The sequence below is a fragment of the Sphingopyxis sp. 10G20-10 genome, assembly GCF_057365075.1.
Genome location: NZ_CP195117.1, coordinates 1,505,547 through 1,519,562 on the forward strand (window position 1 = coordinate 1,505,547; position 14,016 = coordinate 1,519,562).

A 14,016-nucleotide genomic window follows, 5' to 3' on the forward strand; every position below is an offset into this window, starting at 1 on the left:
TGCTGTAATTCAGGCCGCAACCCAATTACCATGAAAGCCGGGCGGAATGCGGTGCGGTAGGTGGATGGAGGCTTGGGCGGGACCTTGAAAATCATCGGCGTTCAGGATCATGAGCTCGGTCGTGTCCTGAGTCATGTCGACGACCAGCCCGATCAGCCAGCCATCATCTTCCGCGCCTGTATCGGTGCGGGGAACAAAGACAAATTCTCCGGGGTGGTGGCCGGGGCCGAAATCGCGGACGAGGGTTTCGCCTGTCGTCAGATCGTGCCGGTATATTGTCGTGCCGTCGGCTCCCATTTCCACACAATCATCATCGGGCACCGCGACGCTGTAGATATAGCGATAGGGGCGGGTGGTCAGCCGCTCGTCATAGCGAGGAAATTCCTGCGGCTGGTCGTGGATCACCGACCGCACCGAGGTGCGCGCCACCGGATCGAGTGTCCAGCGCTCCATCCGGGACTTTTCGCTGTCGGGGCCGCGTGTTGAGCGGTCGAACATCGTATCATGCGCAACGACGTCGACGATGACTTTGCCGTCCTCTGCTTCAAAGGCATTGGCGGGGTGGAAGACATAGCAAGGTTCGATCGGAACCCAGATGATGTCGCCAGCGCTGCCATTACGCGGCAACAGGCCGACCCGTGCGGCATGATTTTCGTTCCAGTGATAGGGGAAAGAAAAGCCTGAAATCAGCATCTTCATTGAGAAGGTAACTGGCAAGTCCAGGACAAGCACATAATTTTCAGTGAGGGCGCAGTCATGCACCGACGGGCCATCGCTGACCGGAACGGCGAGCTCGCGGATCACATGCCCGTCAGAGTCGAGCACGACATGATAAACGCGGTCGGGTTTGGTCGCGTCATAGGTGATGGCGTGCGTTTCTCCGGTCGTGGGGTCGTAATGCGGGTGGGCAGTGTAGGGGCCTGCAAGCGTGCCATCGAAGGGATTGTGGGCGATGGTGTCGAGCATATCGTCCAGTTCGACGGGTTTTCCTCCAGCCTCGACGATGGCGAAGGTGCGTCCAGCAAGGCCGACGACATTGGTGTTGGGAGCATCGGAGCGTTCGACGCGCGGGCCGGGCGGGACCTGTTCGTTGAGATATTCGCACGCCTCTGCGCCGCGAACCCAGCGGTTGCGATACCATTGCGCTTCGCCATTTTCGATGCGGATGCCATGCACCATGCCGGCACCGGTGAACCAATGATAGCTGGCGGGGTCGGGCGCCTTGGCGGGGTTCGGGCCGTTGCGCAGATAGCGTCCGTTGAGCGCGGTGGGGATGCTGCCCTCGACACGGAGCGATTCGAGCGTGAACTCTTCGGTCATCGGGGTGTGGATGCCGTTTAGATAGGGATGCGCGTCGCTCGGACGCGGGAGGCGTTTGCGGTTGAAGTCGGCGACTTTGGTGATGCCCTTGGTCACGGCACCGCGGATGAGTGTTTCGACTGCACTGGCCATGGTGAGGCTCCTGATTGGAAATTGGCAAAGGCGCCGCGCAACCTAGTTGATTGACGCGAGGTTTCATGTTTATGGTGTCAACATGGCGAACGATGATAACAGTGTCAACATAAAAGAGACGGAAGCGCCCGATCGGCGCGCCTATCATCATGGCGATTTGCGCGCGAGCGTGCTGGAGGCGGGGCTGGCGCGGCTTGATTCCGATGCACAGACCGACCTGGGGCTGCGTAGTCTGGCGCGCGATGTCGGGGTCAGCGCGACGGCGCTGTATCGGCATTTCCCCGACAAAGAGGCGCTGCTCGACGCGCTGGCAGGCGAGGGGTTGAAACAGCTTGGGGCGCGGCAGGCCAGGGCATGGGAGGCGAGCGGTGGTGGCCGCGAAGGTTTTGAAGCGACGGGCATTGCCTATGTCCGCTTTGCCCACGACCATCCGGCGTTGTTTCGTTTGACCTTTACCCGTCGGATTCCCGACCGGACCCCGTCCGATGATTGTGACCAGCAGGATATGGCCTATCGCCTGCTTCGACGCGGTGTCGAGGCCGTGCTGCCCGCCGCCAGCCCGAATCAGGAAGTTGCGGCGCTTCACGCCTGGTCACTGGTGCATGGATTGGCCATGTTGGTGCTTGATGGCAGGATCGACTGGGACGAGAAAAAAGTTGCCGATGTTGTCGGCCTGTCCTTTGACACGCACGGCTGAGCGTCCAGCGTAAAGATAATCCTGTGACGGGCCGGTTTTAGCCGCGCAACATTAGCAATTTATTGGGAAGTTTCTGTCAGCGTGCGCGCCATGACACGCGCGTGGATTAACCGGTTCGAAGCGCCCCTTTGGGTGCTTGCGACAGCTCTGGGCTATTTCTTGCTCGCCATCGTGTCGCTCTATGCCACCAAAGGCGAGAACAGCATCGCGGCCATTTGGCCGCCAAGCGGCTATTTTCTGGGCATGGTGTTGTTGATGCCGGGCCGGGCGCGGCCGGCGGCGTTTGCCTTGATGGCGTTGGCCAGCACGATGGCCAACTGGCTGGGCGGTGCGGCCATCGTCGAAGCTCTGGCTTTCACAGTGGCCAACCTGACCGAAGCCGCCATCGCCCTTGCCATAATCCGACGGCACGAGCCCGGACAACTGTCCTTCATGGTTCCGCAGTCGGTCGGCAATTTCTGCATTGCGGCGCTGACAGCCACGTTGGTGGCTGCTGGGCTGGTGACGTTGTTGGTGAACGAAGACGCCAATTTCTTTTTGTCCTGGTTCACAACCGTAGGGCTGGGCATATTTATCGTGACGCCGCCGATCCTCATGCTGGCTCGACTGTTTAAGTCGGGTGTGCTTGCCAATCTGTCGTCGGCGATGAAATTTGAATCGGTCGCTATCCTGACGGCCGTCGCAACAATCTCTGCTGCCGCATTTAGCCAATCACAATTTCCGCTCCTTTTTCTGCCCTTTGTCGCCGTGGTTGGAGCCACCTATCGCCTTGGTCCCTTTGGCGCGGCCACCAGCATCCTGATTGTCGCGATCATCGGATCGCTGCTGACCGGCCATGCGTTTGGCCTGTCGGTCATGATTGCTGGCGGCCAAAGGACCGTCATCCTTTTCCTGCAATTCTATCTGGTGACGATGCTCTTTTCCGCTTTGCCACTAGCGGCCATGCTGGTGGTGCAACAGAGGCTGACAAAGCGGCTGGAGCAGAGCAACCGCTGGCTGCTGCAGGCTGAGGCCGCAGCGCTGGTGGGGCATTGGCGGGTCGATTTGAACCGGTGGGAAATTTACTGGTCGGACCAAAGCTATCGCATCCACGGTCTGACTCCCGGTGATGCAGTGAGTGTGAAACAAAGTCTGGATTATTATGTGCCCGAAGATCGCGACAGGATTAGCGCGACGCTAAGAGTAGCGCATCGAACCGGAGAAGCGTTCGAATTTGTCGGTCAGATTGTTCGGGCTGACGGGCAGGTGCGGCATGTCAAATCATCCGGGTCCATCGAAAAGAACCGCAGAGGCAAGAGCGTTGGAATTTTTGGTAGCATTCAAGATGTGACCCAAACCGTAGAAGATGCTCAGAATCTTCACGCGGCGCGGATTACGGCCGAAGAGGCGGCGAACACCGATATGTTGACCGGGCTGCCCAATCGTCGACATACGCTGAGCGTTCTGGCCGAGGCGATAGAGCGGGCGCGATCGTCATCGGCCTCGCTGGCGGTTGCCGTTTTTGATATCGATCATTTCAAGCTGGTCAACGACAGCTATGGCCATGCTGTTGGCGATGCTGTCATTCGTCGCGTCGCCGCGCGTGCCAAGGACGCGTTGCGTGACGAGGATATGGTTGGCCGTTTCGGGGGTGAGGAATTTGTCTGTGTCTTGCAAGGCGAGAGCGCCAAAGCGGCAACAGCGGCTGCCGAACGCGTGCGCAAGGCCATCGAGACTCAGCATGAAGGCGAAGACGGGTCGCCAAGAGTGACCGTGAGTGTGGGGTTGGCCCTATACGCTGGTGAAACGGCGATAGAGGAGTTGCTCCACCGCGCCGACAAGGCGCTATATCTCGCCAAGCATGAAGGCAGAAACCGGCTGCGTCAGGCAGCATAAGGCGGCGTGAGGGCCATTATGCCCCCACGCCTGTCCCTGATTAGTTGGTCGCATCTGCTTCGGCTTCGGCCTCAGTCGCCGGCTCGGCGACAGCCGCCGCATTGGCTGCGTCGGCCTGTGCAACAGCCGCTGCTTTGGCCTCGGCCACGGCGGACGTGAACTGCTCTGCCGTAAAGCTGGTCGCCAGACCCGCCTGCGACATAAAGAAGGCCGCGTGCGGCAGGCGCACATCACCGGCGGGCGTCGTCACAACGGCGCCATCAGCGTCGGCAAGTTTGATTTTGCCAACGATTGCGGTGCCGCCGGCACTGAGCACATCGGCACCTGGTTGCAGGGCGGCCACAACAGCGGCTTTCTGGTCGGCTGCCATTTTATCGACCGCTGCCGTCAATTGGGCCAGTGTGATCGTAATGGCGGGGCCTTTGTCGGTGGCGGCAAAAGCGTTTCCGGGCAGTGTGACCGACCGGTTACCTGCCATGGCTACGGCGACATTGTCACCGGAGGCGGACGAGATCTTGCCGATTTCGGCGCCTTCAGAATCATAAACCACCGTTCCCGGGGCAAGGTTGACGGTCGTTTCGGCCGATGCGGCTTGCTGGGCCATCGCAGGGGCGGCGATGGCAACAGCCATGCCGAGGGAAATTGATGTCAAAAAACTCGCGAAATGTCGCATCTGTATTTGTCTCCAAAATGAATTGCGGAATGGAATGGACACGCCCTGAACCCGCCAAGAGCCTAGATGGCTAATGGAATAGTGCCGAACCGTTGCTCACGTGCGACGAACCGAGGCGTGGAGACGAAATTATCATATCCATGATGCACGAACAATGAATGGATTGGACGGGATTCGGACAGAAAGTCGCAGTCTGACTGAGGTCGTTCACGGCATTTTTTTGCGTGAAGCTGTTGTAACAAAGTCGGTGCCGTCAGATCTCATCCTCATGTGCAAAGACGATCTGGTCGCCGATTTGGCAGACAAGCGCGTTGCGCAAGGCGCTGAGGGTTGAAAAGTGGATGGCCTGCGCCTTGCTGCGGTATTGAGGATCGACAAGTTGGCGAGGATGACCTGCATAGCTTGGTCCGGCTTGACCAGCAGGGGCGGTGCACCTATATGCCTCCTCACACCCCAACCGTCCGAGATAGAGTCTGCCGTTGCGCAGCGGGCTGTACGGATAGGGCGGCAGGGAATTCGACAGGCGTTAGGAAGCTGCGGTAAACCGGCAACGGTTGCCTGCGGCTTTTTTCGCGTCGAAGCGCCCGAGAAAAGAATTTCTGACGTTTTTACACAGCGAGAAAAACACTCATGGCAACCAAGGCGAAGTCGGTGGGCAAAGCCCTCGAAGCAACCGCGACCAAGCGTATCCGCAAGCTGTTCGGTAACATCCACGAAGCCGTGGAAATGCCTAACCTGATTGAGGTGCAGCGCGAATCATATGAACAGTTTCTGCGGTCGGACCCCAGCATCGGATATGTATCCGGCCTGGAAAAGACGCTGCGCAGCGTGTTCCCGATCCGCGACTTTGCTGGCACGGCCGAGCTCGACTTTGTTCATTATGAGTTGGAACCGCCCAAATATGACGTCGATGAATGCCGTCAGCGCGGGATCACCTATGCCGCGCCGATGAAGGTCACGCTGCGTCTGATCGTTTTTGAGGTCGACAGCGAAACCGACACGCGGTCTGTGCTCGATATCAAGGAGCAGGACGTTTACATGGGCGACATGCCGCTCATGACCGGCAATGGCACCTTCTTTGTCAACGGGACCGAGCGCGTTATCGTGTCGCAAATGCACCGTTCGCCGGGTGTGCTGTTCGACCATGATCGCGGCAAGACCCACTCGTCGGGCAAGTTTCTGTTCGCTGCGCGCGTCATCCCGTATCGCGGTTCGTGGCTCGATTTCGAGTTTGACGCCAAAGACATCGTCAACGTCCGTATCGACCGTAAGCGCAAGCTGCCTGTGACCAGTCTGCTCTATGCGCTGGGCATGTCGGGCGAAGAAATCCTCAACTTCTTTTATGATCGTCTGGTTTTTGAACGCGCCGACAACGGCTGGAAAATCCCGTTCATGATCGAGAATTGGCGCGGCGCGAAGCCAGCGTTTGACGTTGTCGATGCCAAAACCGGCGAAGTCGTGTTCGCCGCCGGTCATAAGATCAGCCCGCGGCTTGCCAACAAGGCGGCCAAGGACGGTCTCGACACGCTGCTTATCCCGACCGAGGAAATCTTTGGCCGCTATTCGGCCTATGATCTGGTCAACGACAAGACCGGCGAGATTTATATCGAAGCCGGTGATGAAGTGACCGCCGAAAATCTGGAATTGATCGACGGGGCCGGCATCGACAAGCTGGTGCTGCTCGACATCGACCATAACAATACCGGTCCGTGGATCCGCAACACGTTGAAAGCCGACAAGGCCGAAGATCGCGATCAAGCCCTTTCCGATATCTATCGCGTCATGCGCCCCGGCGAGCCGCCGACGCGCGAAACCGCCGAAGCTTTGTTCGAAGGCCTGTTCTTTGACAGCGAGCGTTATGATCTGTCGGCGGTTGGCCGCGTCAAGCTGAACATGCGACTGGGCATGGATGTCGATGACACGGTAACGACGCTGCGGTCAGAGGATATTCTGGCGGTCGTCAAGGAACTGGTGAACCTGAAGGACGGCAAGGGCGAAATCGACGATATCGATAACCTTGGTAACCGTCGTGTCCGCTCGGTGGGTGAACTGCTGGAAAATCAGTATCGCGTCGGCCTGCTGCGCATGGAACGTGCGGTCAAGGAACGGATGAGCTCGGTCGATGTGTCGACGGTGATGCCGAACGACCTGATCAACGCCAAACCTGCGGTTGCCGCGGTGCGCGAATTTTTCGGTTCGTCACAGCTGTCGCAGTTTATGGATCAGACCAATCCCTTGTCGGAAGTCACCCACAAGCGCCGCGTCTCTGCGCTTGGCCCGGGCGGCTTGACGCGTGAGCGGGCAGGCTTTGAGGTCCGCGACGTTCACCCGACCCACTATGGTCGTATCTGCCCGATTGAAACGCCCGAAGGCCCGAACATCGGTCTGATCAACAGCCTCGCAACCTTTGCGCGGGTGAATAAATATGGCTTTATCGAAACCCCGTACCGCAAAATTGTCGACGGCAAGGTAACGACCGACGTCGTCTATCTGTCGGCGATGGAAGAGCAGAAGCATACGGTGGCACAGGCCAACGCCGACCTGAACAAGGACGGCAGCTTTGTCGAAGAGTTGATCTCGGCACGCGAAGCCGGCGAATTCCTGATGGCACCAAAGGGGCAGATTACCCTGATGGACGTGTCGCCGAAACAGCTGGTTTCGGTTGCGGCGTCGCTCATCCCCTTCCTGGAAAATGATGACGCCAACCGCGCCTTGATGGGATCGAACATGCAGCGTCAGGCTGTGCCTTTGCTGCGCGCCGAAGCGCCTGTAGTCGGTACCGGCATGGAAGAGACGGTAGCCCGCGATTCGGGGGCCGCAATCGGCGCTCGTCGCGGCGGCATCATCGATCAGGTCGATGCGACCCGTATCGTGATCCGTGCAACCGATCTGGTCGAACCCGGCAAGTCGGGCGTCGACATTTATCGCCTGCAAAAATTCCAGCGGTCGAACCAGAACACCTGCATCAACCAGCGTCCGCTGGTGAAGGTGGGCGATGTGGTCAACACCGGCGACATCATTGCCGACGGCCCCTCGACCGAACTGGGCGAATTGGCGCTGGGCAAAAATGTGCTCGTCGCCTTCATGCCCTGGAACGGCTATAACTATGAGGATAGTATCCTCATTTCCGAACGCATCGTGAAGGACGACGTCTTCACCTCGATCCACATCGAGGAATTTGAAGTCACCGCCCGCGACACGCGGCTTGGCCCCGAAGACATCACCCGCGACATTCCGAATGTCGGCGAGGAAGCGCTGCGCAACCTCGACGAAGCGGGCATTGTCTATATCGGTGCCGAAGTTGGCCCCGGCGACATTCTCGCCGGTAAGATCACGCCCAAGGGCGAAAGCCCGATGACGCCGGAAGAGAAATTGCTGCGCGCCATCTTTGGTGAAAAGGCTAGCGATGTGCGAGACACGTCGCTGCGCCTGCCGCCGGGTGTGTCGGGAACGGTCGTCGAAGTCCGCGTCTTTAACCGTCATGGTATCGACAAGGACGAGCGCGCGATTGCGATCGAACGCGAAGAAATCGAGCGTTTGAAGCAGGACGCCGATGACGAGCGCGCCATTTTGAACCGTGCGACTTTCTCTAGCCTCAAGGAATTGCTGGTCGGTCAGACCACCAGCGCCGTTCCCAAGGGGATGAAGAAGGGCGATGCCATCACCGAAGAGACGCTGGCCGAAATGGACCGCGTCGACTGGTGGAAACTGGCGGTGGTCGAGGACAATGTCCAGGCCGCGCTGGAAGCCGTGAAGGCGCAATATGACGATGCCGTAAAGCTGATCACCGCAAAATATGAAGATCGCGTCGAAAAGCTGCAACGCGGTGACGAGCTTGCGCCGGGTGTTCTCAAGATGGTCAAGGTGTTCGTCGCGGTGAAGCGCAAGCTGCAACCGGGTGATAAGATGGCAGGCCGCCACGGCAACAAGGGTGTTATCAGCCGCATGTTGCCGCAGGAGGACATGCCGTTCCTCGACGACGGAACGCCGGTCGACATCGTGCTCAACCCTCTGGGTGTGCCGAGCCGTATGAACGTCGGGCAGATTCTGGAAACCCACCTTGGCTGGGCCTCTCGCGGGCTCGGCAAGCGGGTGACCGAGGCGCTGGATGACTGGCGCAACGCCAATCCCGATGCCGAAGGCGGCGACATGCCGACGCCAGTGCGCGATGCGCTGGTCCATGTCTATGGCGACAAATATGCCGACGACATCAAAGGTCGCAGTGCCGAGAGCATCTGCGAACTGGCGGGCAATCTGCGCGTCGGTGTGCCGTTCGCGACGCCGGTGTTCGACGGTGCCAAGGAAGCCGATGTTTCGGCAATGCTGTCGCTCGCTGGGCTGGATGAATTGGGTCAGTCGGACCTGTACGACGGCCGCACTGGTGATCGCTTCGACCGCAAGGTGACTGTCGGTTATATCTATATGCTGAAACTGCATCACTTGGTAGACGACAAGATCCACGCCCGTTCGATCGGCCCCTACAGCCTCGTCACCCAGCAACCGCTGGGCGGTAAGGCGCAGTTCGGCGGCCAGCGCTTCGGTGAAATGGAAGTGTGGGCGCTCCAAGCCTATGGCGCCGCCTACACGCTGCAGGAAATGCTGACGGTGAAGTCGGACGACGTGATCGGCCGCACCAAGGTTTACGAAGCGATCGTCAAGGGCGACGACACCTTCGAGGCCGGCATTCCCGAAAGCTTCAACGTGCTCGTCAAGGAAATGCGCTCGCTGGGCCTCAACGTCGAATTGTCGTCCTATTCGGACGATGACGACGATCAGGGTCCGGACGCGTTGCCTAAGGCTGCCGAATGATTCGGCGGGGTGGTCGGATGCCGATCTTTGTGGGCATGATCCTGTTGTTGCAGGGCGCCTATGTGCTGATCGACGGTCCCGAAACCACCCTCCGAATGTTCGCGGTCGTGGCGCAGGTCGTGGCAGCCGTGATCCTGATCGGCACCGGCCTCGTGATGCGCCGCCACCAAGACGTTTGAATTTTCGCCCTAAACGAGGGAAATAGAGATGAACCAGCTTACCAACTTCATGAACCCGGTCGCGAAGCCCGAAACCTTCGACATGATCAAGATCGGCATCGCGAGCCCGGAGCGTATTCGCTCGTGGTCGTTCGGCGAGATCAAGAAGCCCGAAACGATCAACTACCGCACGTTCAAGCCCGAACGCGACGGCCTGTTCTGCGCGCGCATCTTCGGTCCGATCAAGGATTATGAATGCCTGTGCGGCAAATATAAGCGCATGAAATACAAGGGCATCGTCTGCGAAAAATGCGGTGTCGAAGTTACGGTGACCAAGGTCCGCCGCGAACGCATGGGCCATATCGAGCTCGCCGCGCCGGTCGCGCATATCTGGTTCCTGAAGTCGCTGCCGTCGCGCATCGGCCTGTTGCTCGACATGCAGTTGAAGCAGCTCGAACGCGTGCTGTATTTCGAAGCCTATATCGTTCTTGAGCCCGGCCTGACGCCGCTTGAGAAGATGCAGTTGCTCACCGAAGATGAACTGCTCGACGCGCAGGATGAATATGGCGAAGACGCCTTCAGTGCCGGCATCGGTGCCGAGGCGATCCGGGTTCTGCTGGAACAGCTCGACCTGGAAACAGAGCGCGCCGACCTGATGGAAGATCTGGCGACGACCAAGTCGGAACTGAAGCCCAAGAAGATCATCAAGCGCCTGAAAGTCGTCGAAAGCTTTATCGATTCGGGCAACCGCCCCGAATGGATGATCCTCGAAGTCGTTCCGGTTATTCCGCCCGAACTGCGCCCGCTGGTGCCGCTCGACGGTGGCCGCTTTGCGACCTCCGATCTCAACGATCTGTATCGCCGCGTCATCAACCGCAACAATCGTTTGAAGCGCCTGATGGAATTGCGCGCGCCGGACATCATCGTCCGTAACGAAAAGCGCATGTTGCAGGAATCGGTCGACGCCCTGTTCGATAACGGCCGCCGTGGCCGCACGATTACGGGTGCCAACAAACGTCCGCTGAAATCGCTGTCCGACATGCTGAAGGGCAAACAGGGTCGCTTCCGTCAGAACCTGCTCGGCAAGCGCGTCGATTATTCGGGCCGTTCGGTCATCGTGACCGGCCCCGAACTCAAGCTGCATCAGTGCGGCCTACCCAAGAAGATGGCGCTCGAGCTGTTCAAGCCGTTCATCTATGCCCGCCTTGATGCCAAGGGTCTGTCGATGACCCTGAAGCAGGCCAAGAAGTGGGTCGAGAAAGAGCGCAAGGAAGTCTGGGACATCCTCGACGAGGTGATCCGCGAACATCCGGTGATGCTGAACCGCGCCCCGACGCTTCACCGTCTGGGTATCCAAGCGTTCGAGCCGGTCCTGATCGAAGGCAAGGCGATCCAGCTTCACCCGCTGGTCTGCTCGGCCTTTAACGCCGACTTTGACGGCGACCAAATGGCCGTTCACGTTCCGCTGAGCCTTGAGGCGCAGCTCGAATGTCGCGTGTTGATGATGTCGACCAACAACATCCTCTCGCCTGCGAATGGCAAGCCGATCATCGTTCCGTCGCAGGATATGGTGCTAGGTCTTTATTATCTGTCGATGGAGCGCGAAGGCGAACCCGGCGAGGGCATGTTGCTGGCCGATATGGCCGAAGTGCATCAGGCGCTGTTCATTGGCGCGGTCACGCTGCACACAAAGGTGACCAGCCGCATCCCGCAAACCGATGAAAAGGGTAAGGAATATTTCCAGCGCTTTGAAACGACACCGGGTCGCATGTTGATCGCCGAATGTCTGCCCAAATCGCACACCGTTCCCTTTGACGTCGTCAATCGTTTGCTTACGAAAAAGGAAATCGGCGATGTGATCGATCAGGTCTATCGTCACACCGGCCAGAAAGAGACCGTGTTGTTTGCCGACGCCATCATGGCGCTGGGCTTCCGCCACGCGTTCAAGGCTGGCATCAGCTTTGGCAAGGATGACATGATCATCCCGGCGTCGAAGGAAAAGACCGTCGACGACACCCGCGCTTTGGTGAAGGATTTCGAGCAGCAATATCAGGACGGCCTGATCACGCAGCAGGAAAAATATAACAAAGCGATCGACGCCTGGTCACAGTGCGGCGACAAGGTTGCCAACGCAATGATGGACGAGATTCGTGCCGAGCCGAAGGACCCCAAAACGGGTCGTCTGGCACCGATCAACTCCATCTATATGATGGCCCACTCTGGCGCGCGTGGTTCGCAGGCCCAGATGAAGCAGCTTGCTGGTATGCGCGGCCTGATGGCCAAGCCGTCGGGCGAGATCATCGAAACGCCGATCATCTCGAACTTCAAGGAAGGTCTGACCGTTCTTGAATATTTCAACTCGACCCACGGCGCCCGCAAGGGGCTCGCCGATACGGCGCTCAAGACGGCAAACTCGGGTTATTTGACCCGCCGTCTGGTCGACGTGTCGCAGGATTGCGTTGTTATCGAGGAAGATTGCGGCACCGACCGCGGTATGGAAATGCGCGCGATCATCCAGGGCGGTTCGACCATTGCCTCGCTTGGTGAGCGCATCCTTGGTCGCACGACCTTGGAAGATGTCGTCGACAAGGACGGCAAGGTGCTCGCACCCGTCGGGACCTTGCTCGACGAGCCGACGACCGCGCTGATCGAGGAAGCCGAAGTGCAGGCGGTCAAGATCCGCTCGCCGCTGGTTTGCGAATTGGTGTTGGGCGTTTGCGGCAAATGCTATGGTCGTGACCTTGCCCGCGGTACCCCGGTGAACATCGGTGAAGCGGTTGGCGTTATCGCCGCCCAGTCGATCGGTGAGCCTGGTACCCAGCTGACGATGCGGACCTTCCACATAGGCGGCGCAGCGCAGGTCAACGAGCAGTCGAACGCCGAAGCGATTTCGGACGGCACGATCGAATATCGCGACATGCACACGATCGTCGATCAGCGTGGTCGTCGTCTGGCGCTCGCGCGGTCTGGTGAAATCGCCATCATCGACAGCGAAGGCCGCGAACGCGCGTCGCACAAGCTGCCCTATGGTGCGCAGATCATGCACAAGGACGGCGCCAAGGTGAAGAAGGGCGACCGGATTGCCGAATGGGATCCGTTCACCATGCCGCTCATCACCGAAAAGCAGGGTGTGGTGAAATATCAGGATCTTGAAGACACCAAGACGCTGATCGAACAGGTCGACGAAGCGACGGGTATCGCCCAGCGCGTCGTGATCGAATATCGCGCCGCCGGTCGCAGCAAGAAAGAAGATCTGCAACCGCGTCTGACCTTGCTCGACGATGAGTCGGGAGAGGCTGCACGCTATCTGCTGGCCGTTGGTACGATGTTGTCGGTCGAGGATGGCCAGACGGTTCAGGCGGGTGACGTTCTGGCCCGTGTCAGCCGCGAAGCATCGAAAACGCGCGACATCACCGGCGGTCTGCCGCGGGTGGCCGAGCTGTTCGAAGCCCGCATCCCCAAGGACAATAGCGTGATCGCAAAGATCAGCGGTCGCATTGAATTCGTCAAGGATTACAAAGCGAAGCGCAAGATTGCGATTGTCCCTGAAGAAGGCGACACGATCGAATATCTGATTCCCAAGTCCAAGGTTTTGGAAGTGCAGGAGGGCGATCAGGTCAAGCGCGGCGATGCGCTGATCAGCGGCTCGCCGAATCCGCATGACATTTTGGACGTCATGGGTGTCGAGGCTTTGGCCGAATATCTGGTCGCGGAAATCCAGGAAGTCTATCGTCTGCAGGGCGTGAAGATCAACGATAAGCATATCGAAGTGATCGTGCGTCAGATGCTGCAGAAGGTCGAAATCACAGCAGGCGGCGACACCACGCTGCTGCCGGGCGAGCAGCTCGATTATCTGGAAATGATGGAATATAACGCCAAGCTGCCCAAAAATGGCAAGCGTGCCGAAGGGCGCCCTGTCTTGCTGGGCATCACAAAGGCGAGCCTGCAAACGCGCAGCTTTGTCTCGGCGGCATCGTTCCAGGAAACGACCCGCGTGCTCACCGAAGCGTCGGTGCAGGGCAAGATCGACTCGCTTGTCGGGCTCAAGGAAAATGTCATCGTGGGCCGTCTCATCCCCGCCGGTACCGGCGCGGCGATGAACCGGGCGCGCGTCACCGCTTCCAGCAAGGATGCGGCACTGCGGGCGGCGATGCGGGCGGCCAATCAGGAACATCTGATTGCTCCGGCCACAGCCGAAGAAGAGCATAAGGCCGAATTGGCTCAAGGCCCCGAAGCCGCCATGGGCGACGATCCGCTGGGCGCCGTTCAGGGTAGCGCATCGGGCAGTGACGAAGTCGCGGTCGAGGATCGCCCCGAAGGTGATAGTGAAGCCTAAGCGGCAAGCGCGCTTG

General features: G+C 59.1%; 7 protein-coding genes. 5 read left to right on the forward strand and 2 right to left on the reverse strand.

The window, feature by feature from the left end; translation table 11 throughout:
- Positions 1-9 precede the first annotated feature (9 nt).
- The gene (locus ACR3XE_RS07375) at positions 10-1,452 is read right to left on the reverse strand and encodes an 8'-apo-carotenoid 13,14-cleaving dioxygenase (protein ID WP_473698277.1); all 1,443 of its coding nucleotides are present in this window, start codon (positions 1,450-1,452) and stop codon (positions 10-12) included.
- Positions 1,453-1,534: 82 nt separating this feature from the next.
- Between ACR3XE_RS07375 and ACR3XE_RS07380 the strand changes: the two genes are divergently transcribed.
- On the forward strand, positions 1,535-2,149 hold the full coding sequence (locus ACR3XE_RS07380; protein ID WP_473698276.1) for a TetR/AcrR family transcriptional regulator: 615 nt from the start codon (positions 1,535-1,537) through the stop codon (positions 2,147-2,149).
- A gap of 90 nt (positions 2,150-2,239) precedes the next feature.
- Positions 2,240-4,024, forward strand: coding sequence for a sensor domain-containing diguanylate cyclase (locus ACR3XE_RS07385; protein WP_473698275.1), 1,785 nt, complete (start codon positions 2,240-2,242; stop codon positions 4,022-4,024).
- A gap of 40 nt (positions 4,025-4,064) precedes the next feature.
- On the opposite strand, the gene ACR3XE_RS07390 is transcribed toward ACR3XE_RS07385, so the two are convergent.
- A complete protein-coding gene (locus tag ACR3XE_RS07390) occupies positions 4,065-4,655 on the reverse strand; it encodes a hypothetical protein (RefSeq protein ID WP_486185612.1) in 591 nt (196 codons plus the stop codon).
- Positions 4,656-5,327: 672 nt separating this feature from the next.
- On the opposite strand from ACR3XE_RS07390, the gene rpoB reads away from it, so the two are divergent.
- The 3 genes from rpoB to rpoC are packed head-to-tail and all read left to right on the forward strand — an operon-like array spanning position 5,328 to position 14,000.
- Positions 5,328-9,506 carry a DNA-directed RNA polymerase subunit beta gene (gene rpoB, locus ACR3XE_RS07395; protein WP_486185613.1) on the forward strand — a complete coding sequence of 1,393 codons (4,179 nt, stop codon included), beginning with the start codon at positions 5,328-5,330 and terminating at the stop codon, positions 9,504-9,506.
- 17 nt (positions 9,507-9,523) lie between these two features.
- The gene (locus ACR3XE_RS07400; protein WP_473698272.1) at positions 9,524-9,685 is read left to right on the forward strand and encodes a hypothetical protein; all 162 of its coding nucleotides are present in this window, start codon (positions 9,524-9,526) and stop codon (positions 9,683-9,685) included.
- A gap of 28 nt (positions 9,686-9,713) precedes the next feature.
- Positions 9,714-14,000, forward strand: a complete 4,287-nt coding sequence (rpoC, locus tag ACR3XE_RS07405; RefSeq protein WP_486185614.1) for a DNA-directed RNA polymerase subunit beta' — start codon at positions 9,714-9,716, stop codon at positions 13,998-14,000.
- Positions 14,001-14,016 lie beyond the last annotated feature (16 nt).

Bases quoted from the DNA above. Each gene is read 5' to 3' on its own strand.
- ACR3XE_RS07375 (WP_473698277.1), bottom strand. From the start codon at position 1,452: ATGGCCAGTGCAGTCGAAACACTCATCCGCGGTGCCGTGACCAAGGGC.
- ACR3XE_RS07380 (WP_473698276.1), top strand. From the start codon at position 1,535: ATGGCGAACGATGATAACAGTGTCAACATAAAAGAGACGGAAGCGCCC.
- ACR3XE_RS07385 (WP_473698275.1), top strand. From the start codon at position 2,240: ATGACACGCGCGTGGATTAACCGGTTCGAAGCGCCCCTTTGGGTGCTT.
- ACR3XE_RS07390 (WP_486185612.1), bottom strand. From the start codon at position 4,655: ATGGCTGTTGCCATCGCCGCCCCTGCGATGGCCCAGCAAGCCGCATCG.
- rpoB (WP_486185613.1), top strand. From the start codon at position 5,328: ATGGCAACCAAGGCGAAGTCGGTGGGCAAAGCCCTCGAAGCAACCGCG.
- ACR3XE_RS07400 (WP_473698272.1), top strand. From the start codon at position 9,524: ATGCCGATCTTTGTGGGCATGATCCTGTTGTTGCAGGGCGCCTATGTG.
- rpoC (WP_486185614.1), top strand. From the start codon at position 9,714: ATGAACCAGCTTACCAACTTCATGAACCCGGTCGCGAAGCCCGAAACC.